Origin of the sequence: Bradyrhizobium sp. (genome assembly GCF_035273305.1) — a bacterium.
Lineage (GTDB): Bacteria > Pseudomonadota > Alphaproteobacteria > Rhizobiales > Xanthobacteraceae > Bradyrhizobium.
The window spans coordinates 1-14190 of sequence record NZ_DATEPI010000046.1 but is presented as its reverse complement, the minus strand read 5'-3'; the positions used below and the strand labels follow the sequence as shown (position 1 = coordinate 14190).

The following is a 14190-nucleotide window of genomic DNA, read 5'->3' as shown; positions in this document are numbered from 1 at the left end:
GTATGCCAACGCGAACGCGCCTGATGGCGACGTCATCTTTCCCACAAGCGCGCCTATCATGCCGGATGGAGGCGTCGCAGTTCTCAAGGGAAATCTTTGCCCTGACGGCGCCGTCATCAAGGTCGCCGGCCTCAAGAGCCTCGTGTTTGAAGGCGCGGCGCGTGTGTTCGAGGATGAGGAACAATGCGTGGAAGCCGTCCGCAATCGCAAATACGGCGCTGGCGACGTTCTCGTGATTCGCAATGAGGGCCCGGTCGGGGGGCCCGGCATGCGCGAGATGCTCGGCGTCACTGCGCTGATCTACGGGCAGGGCATGGGCGAGAAGGTCGCGCTGATCACCGATGGGCGTTTTTCGGGCGCCACCCGGGGCATGTGCATCGGCTATGTGTCGCCCGAATCGTTCATCGGCGGCCCGCTCGCGTTGGTGCGCGATGGCGACCGGATCCGGATCGATGCCAGCGCGCGCCGCCTGGACTTGCTGATTGAGGAGGCGGAATTCGAAACCCGGCGGCAGTCATGGAAGCCACGGCCGCCCCGCCATCGGGCGGGCGCGCTGGCGAAGTATGCCCGGCTGGTCGGCCAAGCGCCCGGCGGCGCCGTTACGCATCAGGGTGCGGCGGAGTGGCCGTGGTTCGATCAGGCCTGATGTTGCCGGTCGGGTCGAAACTGCATCGCCAATGCTTGCAAGTTTCCGCTATGGTCGCTCTAACCGAAGCCGAGCATCCGAACTGTGCCGGACAGACTTCAATCTGAACTGCGAGCGGAAATGAACCTGATGTCATCGCGGTCGAACGTTGAAGCAAAAGCCGCGCCGGCGCGCCAGACGGGCGCCGCAATGATCACCATCGATCACGTTTCTCAGGTGTTCCGCACGTCGGGACGCCAGGAGCATCTCGCAATATCCGACATTTCCCTGACGATCGAGGACGGTGCCTTTGTCTCGATCCTGGGCCCTTCCGGCTGCGGAAAATCGACGCTGCTCTATATCGTCGGTGGTTTTGTCAGCCCGACCGAAGGTGTTGCGACAGTGAAAGGCAAAGCAATTAGAGGTCCCGGCCCTGATCGTGGCCCGGTCTTTCAGGAGTTCGCGCTGTTTCCCTGGAAGAGCGTCCTTGGGAACGTGATGTATGGTCCACGGCAGCAAGGCGTCAAATCACCTGAAGCCGAAGCCCAGAGCCGCGCGTTGATCGAGAAGGTCGGCCTGAAAGGATTTGAGCATTTTTATCCCAAGGAGCTATCCGGCGGTATGAAGCAGCGCGTCGCGCTGGCGCGCACGCTCGCCTATCATCCGGCGGTGCTGCTGATGGATGAACCGTTCGGCGCGCTCGATGCGCATACGCGTACCCGGCTTCAAAATGATCTGCTCAACATTTGGGAACGCGACCGCAAGACGGTGCTGTTCGTCACCCACTCGGTCGAGGAAGCCGTGTTCCTGTCGGACACGGTCGTGGTGATGACGCGTGCGCCCGGACGCATCAAGCAGATCGTCGAAATCGATTTGCCGCGTCCGCGCCGCCGCTCGGAACTGCTGCTGGACCCGCGCTACCAGAAGTACGTCGTCGATATTGAAGGCATGATCGACGACACCAGCGAAGACGAGTTGCGGCCGTGACCGTGATGCGTGCTGTTGTTTCCCGTTCGGCGCCGCTACTGGCCTGCCTCGGTCTGTTAGCCATTTGGCAGGCGGCGGCGCTGATGTTAAACACTGACAGCTTCCCTGGCGCGTGGGATGCGATCAAGGCGATTCCCTCTATTCTTGGCGACCAGGAATCGCTGATCAATATCCTCGCGTCGATCAGGCGGATGGCGATCGGCTTCAGCGTAGCGGTACTCGTATCTATTCCGCTCGGATTGATGATGGGCCGCTCGCGTGCCGTGGCGTCTTTTTTCAATCCGCTGCTGATGATTACCTATCCGGTGCCAAAGGCGGCACTGATGCCGATCATCCTGCTCTGGCTCGGCGTTGGCGATGTCGCGAAGATGCTTGTCATCTTTCTCGGCGTCAGCCTTCCCGTGATCTATCACAGCTTCCAGGGCGCTAAGGCGATCGAGGAAAAGATGTTGTGGTCGGGCGCGGCCATGGGCCTGTCAGCCGCGCAGCGCATGATCCGGATCGTACTGCCAGCCGCGCTGCCGGAGATTCTCACCGGCTGCCGCACCGGGCTCGTGCTGGCGCTGATTACCATGGTGACAAGCGAGATGATCGCGCGGCAGTCCGGTGCCGGCAATATCCTGTTCAATGCGCTCGATATGGGACAATACGACACGGTTTACGCCATGATCATCATCATCGGCGCGATGGGAATCGGGCTCGATGCCGCGTTCGAAAAGCTACGCGGCAGGTTGGTAAGATGGTCCGAGCCGGGCTTCGAAATTCCATTGAGCTTTGCATGAACTTACGCGCTGTTACGACAGACATTCTGCTTGGAATCGTGCCGATCGCACTCATGGTTGGGCTATGGCAGGCGCTTGTCTCCTTTGGCTATGCACCGCCGACGTTGCTGCCGCCACCCGGTCTCGTATTCACGCGTCTGGCACAGCAGCTGTTCACCAGCACGTTTCAGCAGGAGATCGCGGCTACGCTGTTTCGGCTGTTCGCGGGTTTCTCGATCGCAGTGCTGCTTGGCGTCAGTATTGGGCTCGCCGCGGCGGCCAGCCCGGCCGTCAATGCGGTAGTACGTCCGATCGTGCGGGTGTTGGCGCCGCTGCCGAAGGTAGCGCTCTATCCCGCGTTATTGCTGCTGCTGGGCTTCAATCATCAATCCAAGATCATGCTGGTTGCAGCCGACGCGCTATTCCCGATCCTGCTATCGACCTATTACGGCGCGTCGATGGTGGAACAGAAGCTGATCTGGTCGGCGATGGCTGCAGGTACGCCAAGGCGTCAGATCCTGTTCAAGGTGGTGCTGCCGGCGGCCGTGCCGTCGATCCTGACTGGTTGTCGCATCGGACTCGTGATCTCCTGCATCGTGGTGTTTCTGGCCGAAATGATCACCTCAACCGACGGCCTCGGTCATGTCTTGGTGACGGCCGCTCGAACATTTCAGGCGGTGGACATGTTCGTGCCGCTGATCACGATTTCGCTGCTCGGCCTGATTCTCAATGGCTTGCTGGAAGGCCTGCGGAATTATCTGCTGCGCGGCTTTCCGGAAGTTTGATGCAAGGCTCGTAAGGAGAAAGCGATGTTCGCAGACCGCATCGAAGCGAAGTGGATCGACGCGTTTTGCGAGATTTTCGATCGTTGCGCGATCAAGGCAGGCGATACTGCCGCGATCCTTTCGGAAACGCAGTCGCGCGCGCTTAATGTTCATCTTGCCGAACTGGCACTGTTGCGGATGGGTGCGAGGCCATTCCATGTCATCGTGCCGACGCCGCGCAACAAGCAGATCGTGCCGATCCGCTCCACGGGGGCCAGCGAAGCGATCCAGCGGCTAGCGCCTGTGGTCACGGCCTTGCAGCAGGCGGGGTTCGTGGTCGATTGCAGCATCGAGGGACTGATGCACGCGGTGGAGACGCCGGAAATACTGAAATCCGGCGCGCGCATTCTCGTGATTTCCAATGAGCATCCGGAGGCACTCGAGCGCATGCTGCCCGATGCTGCGTTGGAAAAACGCGTGAGGGCGGCGGCGAAGATGATGCGCGCGACCAAACGGATGCGCGTGACGTCGAAAGCTGGGACGGCGCTCGACATCGACATGATTGGCGCCTCGACAGTCGGCGTGTGGGGCTGGACCGATAAGCCGGGAACGCTCGCGCATTGGCCTGGCGGGATCGTCGTCAGTTTTCCCAAAAGCGGAACGGTGAACGGAACCCTGGTGATGGCGGCGGGCGATATCAACCTGACCTTCAAACGCTACCTGACCTCGCCGGTCCGGATGGAGTTGAAGAACGATTATGTCACGGACCTCGACGGCGAGGGCGCCGATGCCACGATGATGCGCGCCTATCTGGCGGCGTGGGGCGACCGCGAAGCCTATGCCGTTTCGCATGTCGGATTCGGAATGAACCCGCGTGCCCGCTATGAGGCGCTGACGATGTACGATCAGCGCGACACCAACGGGACAGAGCTGCGGGCCGTCGCCGGCAATTTCCTGTTTTCGACCGGCGCGAATGAATTCGCCGGCCGTTACACCGCCGGGCATTTCGATCTTCCGATGATGGGCACGACGATCGAATTGGACGGTGTCGCGGTGGTCCGCGAAGGTGTGTTGCAGGACGTTTTCGGCTAGTCCCGATCCAGCACCGGCGGTCGGGCTAGGCCAACATGCCTGAGCAGGCTGACGAGATCCGAAAGCCGGCGCTCGCGGTAAGCCTCGACGTCCAGGCCCGAGTAGTCGAGAAACCCGGCACCCGTGCGTAGTCCGATGCGGCCGTCGCGCATGTTCTTTGAGATTACCTCGGGCGCACGATAGCGGTCGCTGCCGAGCGCGCCTTCAAGATAGCGGCTGGCATAATAAAGAATGTCGCCGCCGCCCCAATCGATGAATTCCAACAGCCCGAGCACCGCGTAGCGAAAGCCGAAACCGTATCGGACAGCCTTATCAATGTCCTCGGCGCTGGCAACACCTTCTTCCACCATCCGTGCGGCTTCGTTCATGGCAAGCGCCTGAATGCGCGGCACGATGAAGCCCGGTGAGGCCGCGCACACCACCGGCACCTTGCCGATCCCCTCCAGCAACGCTTTCATTTGCGTCGTGATCGCCGGGTCGGTCGCCTTGCCCGGCGAAATCTCTACCAGCGGGATCAGGTAGGCGGGGTTAAGCCAATGCACGTTGAGAAACCGTTCGGGATGCTCCACAGCGCCGGAGAGATCGTCGACCAGAATGGTTGACGTAGTCGACGCGATGACGGCTTCGGCGCCAGCGCATTTCGACGCCGCTGCCAGAACCTCGCGCTTGAGTTCGACCACCTCGGGGACGCCTTCAAACACCATCACGGCGCCGGCGAGCGCGGCAGACATCTCGGCCGCCGGCACGACCGAGACGCGGGCGACGATGGCCTCGACATCCGCTTCCGCCAGCAATCCAAACCGGGACAGGCTCGCAAGCGTGTTGCTGATTTCTTTCACCGCCTCGGTTTTGAGCAATCCGAAGCGCTCGTCAGGCCGCGCCTTGACGTCGACCAAGGTGACGGCGTGCCCGGCATAGGCAAACGCGACCGCGATGCCGCGGCCCATGCGGCCGGCGCCCAGACATGCAATCCTGGGACGGCCCGCACTCACGAGTCAAAGCCATCATGCAAGAACGTCTTCAACTCGCTCCGACTAAGTCCGCCCAGCCCGAGGCTTGCAAGCGTGCGTCCGCCTTTCATGAAATCCTCTCCGCAGATCGCACCGCCGATCGAAAGAAATCCCTTTGCTAGCGGCGTCGCGACACCAGCCAGTTCGGCAGCAGAAATCAGAAATGATATTCCGAGACGCAGATCCTCCTGCATGTAGCGGTGGTCGGTGAGCACAAGCCGCTCGCGCCAATCGCCGGAGTCGGTCAGTCGATCATGCGAGCCACGACCATACATCCAATGCTCGCCTTCACGCGCATAGTGATGCGCCAGCGGGAAATGTGGAGCGCCATAGCCAAACGCCTGCCGCACCGCGATGCGCTCGGCATCGAGCGCGTCGGTAACCCGCCGGATCGAGGCCTGCGTGCCTTCCTTGTGAATATCCCAGCGTTCGAAATGTTCGATCGGGCCGGCGTTCATTACAATGAGCGGTGGATGGATAATCGGGCCGGCGTTCATCAGCGCGCCGGACAGCGCATCGCCGCAGGGCTCGATCACATCAGGAAAAGCGCGAGCGATTATTTCGAGCGCACGATCGGCTTGTTTTTCCGGAAATACGCCGACCGGCAGTCGCTTGGCGCGAACGGTAATCGCGGCTTCGAAAGGGCCATGCTTTCGCGTCAGCCAGGGCAGCGTGCCCGTCTCCGCAAACGTCACACTGGCCAGGTTGCCGGTTTTGCGTGCGGCGGTCGCGAAAATCATCGAGCCGAACGTCGCCGGAGGCAGAAACACGACCTGGCCATCCGCCAGATGGGGCGCAAGCAATCTGGCGATATCGTGCTGCGCGAATGCCGGCGCAGGGCAGACGATCAGCTCAGCATCGCGAGCGGCTTCCGCGATGTCCGCTGTCACCAGCGCCAGTTGCGCCTCGTGACGACCCTTCGCGTCCTTGACTGTGACGCGGGAACCCGCGGCGCGATGTTCCATCACCAGGCGCGCATCGCGGCGCCAGAGCCGCACGTCATGGCCTTGCAAGGCAAAGTCACCGGCCGCTGCAAACGAGCCATTGCCGCCGCCCAACACCGCGATCTTCACAATGCATCTCCTTGCGAAGACGATCCGGGCAGCTCGAGCTGTCTCAGCATGAAATGCTGGACCTTGCCCAAAGCTGTGCGCGGCAGGTCGTCGACGAAAATGATGTCCCGCGGCACTTTGAAGCGAGCCAGTTGCTGGAGTACATGCGCTCGCAACTCGTGCGCCTCGACGGTGCATCCGGATCGCCTGATGACATAGGCGACAGGCACCTCATCCCATCTGGGGTCCGGTCTTCCGATCACGCCACATTCCGCGACATCGGGATGCTCCAGCAACACCCGCTCTACTTCCGCGGCATAGATATTTTCGCCTCCCGAAATGATCAGGTTCTTCTTGCGGTCGTGTACCCAGAAATAACCCTCATCGTCGCGATGGGCGATGTCGCCGGTTCGATACCAGCCATCGCGCAAGGCCTCGCGCGTCGCTTCTTCGTTGCCCCAATATTCGTGGAATACGTTGGGGCCGCGCACGACGATTTCGCCCGGTGTGCCCGGGGGCAGCTCGTTGCCGGCATCGTCGATCACGGACGCCTCGCAGCACAGTCCGGGCAGGCCAGTGGAGCCTGCCCTCGATAGATCGCCGCCAAGGCGAGTATAGATCGCGACCGGACAGGTCTCGGTCGAGCCGTAGACTTGCAGCACCGGGACCCCACGCGCGACGAAGCGCTCGATCAGGTGAGGCGGAACGATCGTCGACCCGGTCGAGATCGCCTTGAGCGGTGACAAGTCGGTTGTAGCCCAGTCGGGATGCTCGATCAGTGCCTGCATGGTTGCGGGCACCAGTACCGTCAAACTCGGTCGGTCGCGCGCGATCGTCGCGAGTGTTGCATCCGGGGTGAAGCGAGGATGAATGCTGACGGTAGCGCCCTGGTGCAGCGCCGGGGTCGTCTGAATGTTGAGACCGCCAACATGGAAGAACGGCAGCACGGTCAAGACGTGATCACCGCAGGTAAGGCTGTGCATGTGCTGGCTCATCACCCCGTTCCATAGCAAGGCTTCCTGGCGCAGCACGGCGCCTTTGGGTCTTCCTGTCGTGCCTGAAGTGTAGACAATCAGCAGCGGACAGCTCAGATCGACATGCGGATTGCGACCATCCCCGCGCGCGCGGGTCAGCAGCGTATCGAGCGCAAATCCACGCGGTGGCGACAAATCCAGCCCAATGATGCTCGTCCCGGGCAGGCGCTGTTCCAGCGCGGGTAGCACCTCAGCAAAGGCCTGTTCAAGCACCAGCACCTTTACCGATGCGTCCGACAGGATGAATAGTTGCTCGGCCACGGCAAGACGCCAGTTCAGCGGCACCAGCATTGCGCCGAGCCGGGCGCAGGCATAGAGCAGCACGAGGTAATCCGGTCGATTGAGGCTGAGGATGGCAATGCGATCGCCGCGGCTGATGCCGAGCTCAGCCTTCAGTGCGCGCGCTGTGCATTCGATCCGTGAATGCAATCCGGCGTAACTCTGATTTTCCCCACCGAAGATGATCGCCATCTTCTCCGGCGTGAACGCCGCGTTCCGTTCAATGAGATCGGAAAGGTCCATTCGAACTAGTCGTCCGATTCGCCGGTCTCGTACAGCGCCTCGCGGCCGATGCGATCGAGGCAGAGTTCGGCTGTCCATGGCAACATCAGCGAGCCGCAGCGGCTGTCTCGATAGATGCGTTCGAGCGGCAGCGACTTCAGCATCGCCTGGCCGCCGCAGGTGCGGATCGCCAAGGTCGCGATCTCGTTGGCACCTTCCATCGCGGAATACTGCGCCGCATAAGCCCGCAACACCTGCTCCTTGGTAGGATTGGCATGCGCTTCGTTGATTGCCTGATACCAGAGAGCCTTGGTTTGTTCGAGCTTGATTTGCATCTGCGCCACGGCGATCTGCTTGGTCGGATACATCCGACGCTTTACCGGCGGTGTGCCCGGCATCTCGCCGCGCAGATAGCGCACCGTGAAATCGTAAGCGGCTTGAGCCAGCCCGACATAGGTCGGCGACAGCGTCAGGAACATGTGCGGCCAGCGCGTTGCTGCCTGAAAATAGACACCGCGCGGCATCAGCGCCGCGTCTTCGGGCACAAATACATCCTTGAACAGCAGCGTGCGCGAGACGGTGCCGCGCATCCCCAGCGGATCCCAATCGCCGACAACGGAGATCCCGTCGGTTTTGGACTCGATCGCAAGATAAAGCGTATTGCGGCGGGAAGCCTTTTCACCCGCCGCTACCTCGGTACACAGCACTCCGTAATAGTCGGCGTGACCTGCAAGCGACGCGAAAATTTTTTTGCCGTTGACGAGCCAGCCGCCGGTGACCGGCTTTGCTTCTGTACCAAAGGCAACACCGCCGGCCGCCGCGGCGCCGCCTTCCGAGAACGGTTGCGAATAAACCGCTCCGCCTTCGACAATGCGTTTGTAATGAACGGCACGGCGGTGCTCGTGTTCGGCGCGGGTGGCGGCCTCCATGTCGAGATCGTCCGCCAGCGGGCCAGACCACAGCGTAGAGCAGACGTGCATGTTCCAGGTCAGGGCCGTCGCGCCGCAATACCGGCCGATTTCGGCAGCCGCCAGTGAATACGTTTTGTAATCGGCGCCGAGCCCACCATGCTTTTTTGGAATCGCAATGCCCAACAGCCCGGCGCGATGCAGGTCTTGATAATTTTCGGTCGGGAATTTCGCGTCACGGTCGTAGGCCGCGGCACGGGAGGCGAATACGGTTTGGCCAAGCTCGCGCGCTCTTGCGATGATTTCGGCCTGTTCGTCGCCCAGCCGAAACGCTTTCGGATCGAACGTCGGCGCATCCGCATCGATCCGATCCAGGCCGACGCTCTTGCTGGCTTGTTGCGCCATCACTGCGCCACGACTGATGTTGCAGCCACGCTGGTTTGCAGAAAAGCATCCAGCGCGGCGTTGAAGGTGCCAGGGCGTTCCAGATTGACGAGGTGACCGGCGGCTTCTATTTCGACGTATTTTGCCAATGGAATATAGCTCGCCATCTTTGCCATCATGGGCGCTGGCGCATTCTTGTCTTTCGAGCCGGACAGCACCAGCGTCGGCACCGCGATATTTTTTAACGCGCTCCGCTGGTCGAATCCCAACAGCGCCAGCATCGTTGCACGGTAGGTTGAGGCCGGCACAGCAGCCATGCATTCACGGGCAAGATCGATCCCTTCGCGGTCGGGATCGTCGCCCACCAATTCCCGAACCAGCATCGGTGCGAGCGAAACCATGGTCTCGCCGCGATCGAGCGGTCCAAGCCGCGCAGCGATGAATTCTTTCTGCCAGTCGCCGTCAGCTTTGCCGAATGCCGGGCTGGTCTGCGCCAACACCACCGCTCGGGCGATGCCGGGCCTCGTCGCCAATAATTGCTGAACGATCATGCCGCCAATCGAGTGACCGACCAGAATCGGTTTGCTCGCGCCGATCTGCTGCAGGAAATTGCTAAACGCATCGGCGAGCGTAGCGATGCTGACAGTCGATAGCGGCGTGGAGCGACCGTAGCCCGGCATGTCCCAGGCGATGGCGCGATAGCGCTCACCAAAGAAATCGAGTTGACCTTTCCAGACTCGGGCAGCGCCGCCGATCCCATGCAGGAATACCAACGGCGGCGAGGCCAGATCGCCCGCGGCTTGATAGCTAAAACGGCCATCATTTGTTTTCATGCACTGAGATGGGGTCACGCGGATTTCCTGATCGGTCGGACTTACCGATGCTAACAGGCCTCAATGGTATGAAAAGCGATAATTTCATGTTTGAAGTAATGGGGTATTTGGTGTGCTTTCGATTGTCGAAACAGGCGACAGCGACCCGGGAGTAATGCATTTGTTTGCAAAAGCTTGAACTCTAAAATATAGGCAGGTTCAGGTTGGCAAACTAAATCGGGGAGCTGCGCATGCCCGGACTGCCGCGTTCTCCTCACGCCCTGGTCACGGGCGGTGGCCGGGGCATCGGCCGCGCGATCGCTTCCGCGCTGGCGCAGGCGGGAGCAACCGTCACCGTCATCGGCCGAAACCAGGCGACGCTGGATGAGGCCATAGCAGCGGGCGACGCGCATTTCGCAGGCGTAGCTGACGTCGCCCTTCATCCTGCCATTACCACTGCGATCGCCGAAGCCGCTAGGCGCCAACCAATCGACATACTGATCGCCAATGCAGGGATCGCGGAATCCGCGCCATTTACAAAATCCGATCCGGCATTGTTCCGGCGGATGATCGATGTTGATTTCATGGGTGTCGTTCACGCAATCCAGGCCGTTTTGCCTGCTATGACCGAACGGCCGTATGGCCGCATTATCGCGATTGCATCGACGGCTGGCCTGAAGGGATACGCGTATGCGACCGCCTATACCGCCGCCAAGCACGCGGTGGTCGGATTGATACGCTCGCTGGCGTTGGAATTGGCGAGCACGCGCATCACGGTGAATGCAGTGTGTCCTGGATTTACCGATACCGATCTACTTGCTGGCAGTATCGATAATATCATGAAGAAGACCGGCCGCAGTCATGAGCAGGCGGTGGCCGAACTCTCGCGTCACAATCCGCAGCGCCGCCTGGTATCGGCGGCGGAAGTCGCCGACACTGTGCTGTGGTTGTGCGGCGAAGGTGCCGGCGCGATCACTGGACAGGCCATCGCTGTGGCTGGCGGAGAGATTTGAGGCGCGCGCACCCACGCGACCGACGATAACACAAAGGGAATCCCCATGAGCACGCAAGCCAATCCGGTCACGCTGCCGCTGTCGCAATTTTCGCCCAAACATTTTTTGCTGACGGTGGTGGATGGAGTAGCGACCGTGACACTGAATCGCCCCGAGCGAAAAAATCCGTTGACGTTCGAAAGCTATCGTGAGCTGACGGATTTCTTTCGGGCCTGCGCCATGGACGAGGAGGTGAAGACGTTGGTGGTGACCGGCGCCGGTGGCAATTTCTCGTCAGGCGGCGATGTGTTCGAGATCATCGGTCCATTGGTGAAGATGGACACAAAAGGCCTCACCGCCTTCACCCGCATGACCGGCGATCTCGTCAAGGCGATGCGGGCCTGTCCGCAACCGGTAATCGCAGCGGTGGCGGGCATATGCGCCGGCGCCGGCGCGATCATCGCCATGGCATCGGATATGCGCCTGGCGGCAAGCGGTGCAAAGGTCGCTTTCCTGTTCAACAAGGTCGGGCTCGCTGGTTGCGACATGGGTGCCTGCGCGATCCTGCCGCGCATCATCGGGCAATCGCGGGCGTCAGACTTGCTATATACCGGCCGCTTCATGAGCGCGGAGGAGGGCGAGCGTTGGGGGTTCTTCAGCCGCATCGTTCCCCCGGATCAGCTGCTATCACAGGCGCAACAGCAGGCGAAGGAGATCGCGGAAGGCCCGACTTTCGCCAACACCATGACCAAGCGTATGCTGGCGATGGAATGGGCGATGTCGGTCGAAGAGGCGATCGAAGCCGAGGCGGTGGCGCAGGCGCTGTGCATGACAACAGCCGATTTCAGCAGGGCCTTCGAGGCGTTTGCGAAGAAGGCAAAGCCGGTGTTCCAGGGCAACTGATGGTCGGCGGGGCGAAGCCGCAGGCCTTGCTGAATAAATGCTTTAGGTTCAAAATAATCGCAGGAGTTCCGCGCGCCGGAGGCTGTCATGAAAATAGCGATCATCGGCGGGGGCCCGGCTGGTCTTTATTCCGCGATCCTTTTGAAGAAGCAGCGCCCGGCCGCCGAGATCACGGTTTACGAGCGCAACCGCGCCGACGATACGTTCGGCTTCGGCGTGGTGTTTTCGGACGCGACGTTGGACAATTTCGAGAAATACGATTCGATCAGTTATCGCCGGATCACCCAGCAGTTCGCGTATTGGGACGATATCGCCGTGCACTTCCGGGGCACGGTTCACCGGGTCGGCGGAAATGGCTTTTGCGGTTGCTCGCGCCGCACGCTGCTCCTGATCTTGCAGGAGCGGGCGCGCGAACTCGGCGTGACGCTGCTGTTCGAGGTTGATATCGAGGACGAGACGCGCTTCGCCCATGCCGATTTGGTGGTCTTGGCCGACGGCATCAACAGCCGCTTCCGCGACAAATACATTGAGCATTTTCAGCCGGAGGTCGACCTTCGCTCCAACAAATTCGCCTGGATGGGCTCAACCCGGCCGCTCGATGCCTTCACCTTTATTTTTCAGGAAACGGACTGGGGCCCGTTCATCGCGCATGCCTACCAGTACGAGGCCGGGCGTTCGACGTGGATCTTCGAGACTGATCCGGAAACCTTCAAGCGGGCGGGGCTTGACGGGCTCACCGAAAAGCAATCGGCCGATCGGATGGGCAAGATTTTTGGTTGGTTTCTTGAAGGCCATCCACTGCTGACCAACCGCTCAATGTGGCGCAATTTCCCAATGATCCGCAGCAAGCGATGGGTCAGGGACAACATGGTGCTGCTGGGTGACGCCAAGGCAACCGCGCATTTTTCCATCGGCTCCGGCACCAAGCTTGCGATGGAGGACGCGATTGCATTGGCCGAGGCCATGCATGCCACTCCCAGCATCGACGCAGCGTTGCGTCAATACGAGGAAGGCCGCCGCGAAGAGGTCGAGAAGACGCAGCACGCAGCTGATGTGTCGCTGGTCTGGTTCGAGCATGTCGATCGGTTCTGGGATTTCGATCCGGTGCAGTTCGCTTTCGGGGTCATGACCCGCGCCAAGGCAATCACCTATGACAATCTGGCACTGCGCGCGCCTGATTTTGTCAACGAAGTGGACAAGGCGTTCGCGAAGCAGGTTCGTGCAAAGGGCTTCGACGTCGATATCGATAAACCGGCGCCGCCGATGTTCCAGCCGTTGCGGCTGCGCGAGATGGAAGTAGTCAATCGCGCCGTCGTTTCACCCATGTGCATGTATTCGGCGAAAGAAGGGGTGGCCAGCGATTTTCATTTTGTGCATTACGGCTCGCGCGCGATCGGCGGAGCGGGCTTGATCTTTACCGAAATGACCTGTGTTTCGCGCGAGGCCCGAATTACGCCGGGCTGTGCGGGATTGTGGAACGATGAACAGGAGACCGCGTGGCGGCGCATCGTCGATTTTGTCCACGCCAATTCGGTCGCGAAAATCGGTCTGCAACTCGGCCACGCCGGCCGCAAGGGCGCGACCAAGCTGATGTGGGATGGCATGGACCGTCCTCTGGAAGAGGGCGCGTGGGACGTCTTCTCGGCCTCACCCATTCCGTACTTTCCCGACAGTCAGGTGCCGCGCGAGTTGGGCCGCGCCGAGATGGAGACGGTCAAGGCCGCGTTCGTTCAAGCGGCGGAACGTGGGCTGCGCTGTGGCTTCGACATGCTGGAGCTGCATTGCGCGCACGGTTACCTGCTCGCGAGCTTTATCTCTCCGCTCACGAACAAGCGGAGTGACGTCTATGGCGGCTCGCTCGCCAACCGGCTGCGTTTTCCGCTCGAGGTGTTCGAGGCATTGCGCTCGGTTTGGCCGTCGCACAAGCCGATGTCGGTACGCATATCCGCTACTGACTGGGCGGAAGGCGGCATCACCGGCGATGACGCGGTAGCTGTCGCGCGCGCCTTTGCCGAGGCGGGGGTGGACATGATCGATGTCTCCACCGGCCAGACCGTGCGCGATGCGCAGCCTGTCTACGGGCGCATGTTCCAGACGCCGTTCTCCGACCAGGTCCGCAACGAAGCGCGGGTCGCAACCATGTGCGTCGGCAACATCACGACGGCAGACCAGGTCAACACCATTCTCGCCGCCAGCCGCGCCGATCTGGTGGCCCTGGGCCGCCCGCACCTGGTCGATCCCTCATTCACGCTGAAAGCCGCCGCATGGTATGGAGTGCCGGAGATGTTCTGTCCGCCGCAATATCTGCCGGGCAAGGAGCAGATTTTCCGTAACGCTGTTCGCGACCGGCAGGACTTCGAGGACC

General features: G+C 61.1%; 13 protein-coding genes. 8 read left to right on the top strand and 5 right to left on the bottom strand.

Translation table 11 applies throughout. The features are described 5' to 3' along the window. The 5 genes from VJV58_RS03270 to VJV58_RS03250 form a co-directional block, all read left to right on the top strand. A partial coding sequence (locus VJV58_RS03270) for a dihydroxy-acid dehydratase (RefSeq protein WP_324135910.1) occupies nt 1-646 on the top strand: 646 nt, incomplete at its 5' end. A 129-nt stretch (nt 647-775) separates the two neighbouring features. Beyond that, nucleotides 776-1612, top strand: coding sequence for an ABC transporter ATP-binding protein (locus VJV58_RS03265; protein ID WP_324135909.1), 837 nt, complete (start codon nt 776-778; stop codon nt 1610-1612). Nucleotides 1613-1617: 5 nt separating this feature from the next. Then, nucleotides 1618-2394: an ABC transporter permease gene (locus VJV58_RS03260; RefSeq protein WP_324135911.1), complete on the top strand. Its 777-nt coding sequence runs from the start codon at nt 1618-1620 to the stop codon at nt 2392-2394. Next, a complete protein-coding gene (locus VJV58_RS03255) occupies nt 2391-3158 on the top strand; it encodes an ABC transporter permease (RefSeq protein ID WP_324135908.1) in 768 nt (255 codons plus the stop codon). Before VJV58_RS03260 ends, VJV58_RS03255 begins: the two co-directional genes overlap by 4 nt. Before the next feature lie 24 nt (nt 3159-3182). Then, complete coding sequence (locus tag VJV58_RS03250; RefSeq protein ID WP_324135907.1) at nt 3183-4229, top strand: peptidase M29; 1047 nt, start codon at nt 3183-3185, stop codon at nt 4227-4229. Here VJV58_RS03250 and VJV58_RS03245 read toward each other — a convergent pair. Genes VJV58_RS03245 through VJV58_RS03225 form a run of 5 tightly spaced genes read right to left on the bottom strand, consistent with a single transcriptional unit; the run spans nt 4226 to nt 9951 of the window. Continuing rightward, on the bottom strand, nt 4226-5221 hold the full coding sequence (locus VJV58_RS03245) for a 3-hydroxybutyryl-CoA dehydrogenase (protein WP_324135906.1): 996 nt from the start codon (nt 5219-5221) through the stop codon (nt 4226-4228). The genes VJV58_RS03250 and VJV58_RS03245 overlap by 4 nt on opposite strands. Next, a complete protein-coding gene (locus VJV58_RS03240; protein ID WP_324135905.1) occupies nt 5218-6312 on the bottom strand; it encodes an NAD/NADP-dependent octopine/nopaline dehydrogenase family protein in 1095 nt (364 codons plus the stop codon). Before VJV58_RS03240 ends, VJV58_RS03245 begins: the two co-directional genes overlap by 4 nt. Beyond that, nucleotides 6309-7847 carry a long-chain fatty acid--CoA ligase gene (locus VJV58_RS03235; RefSeq protein ID WP_324135904.1) on the bottom strand — a complete coding sequence of 513 codons (1539 nt, stop codon included), beginning with the start codon at nt 7845-7847 and terminating at the stop codon, nt 6309-6311. The genes VJV58_RS03240 and VJV58_RS03235 overlap by 4 nt, the downstream gene beginning before the upstream one ends. Before the next feature lie 5 nt (nt 7848-7852). Further along, a complete protein-coding gene (locus VJV58_RS03230) occupies nt 7853-9139 on the bottom strand; it encodes an acyl-CoA dehydrogenase family protein (RefSeq protein WP_324135903.1) in 1287 nt (428 codons plus the stop codon). Further along, nucleotides 9139-9951, bottom strand: coding sequence for an alpha/beta fold hydrolase (locus tag VJV58_RS03225; protein ID WP_324135902.1), 813 nt, complete (start codon nt 9949-9951; stop codon nt 9139-9141). The genes VJV58_RS03230 and VJV58_RS03225 overlap by 1 nt, the downstream gene beginning before the upstream one ends. A 230-nt stretch (nt 9952-10181) precedes the next feature. On the opposite strand from VJV58_RS03225, the gene VJV58_RS03220 reads away from it, so the two are divergent. The 3 genes from VJV58_RS03220 to VJV58_RS03210 form a co-directional block, all read left to right on the top strand. Then, on the top strand, nt 10182-10943 hold the full coding sequence (locus tag VJV58_RS03220; protein WP_324135901.1) for an SDR family oxidoreductase: 762 nt from the start codon (nt 10182-10184) through the stop codon (nt 10941-10943). Nucleotides 10944-10988: 45 nt separating this feature from the next. Next, nucleotides 10989-11825, top strand: coding sequence for an enoyl-CoA hydratase family protein (locus VJV58_RS03215; protein WP_324135900.1), 837 nt, complete (start codon nt 10989-10991; stop codon nt 11823-11825). 87 nt (nt 11826-11912) lie between these two features. Continuing rightward, nucleotides 11913-14190: bifunctional salicylyl-CoA 5-hydroxylase/oxidoreductase (locus VJV58_RS03210; protein WP_324135899.1), on the top strand; the 2278-nt coding region annotated here is incomplete at its 3' end.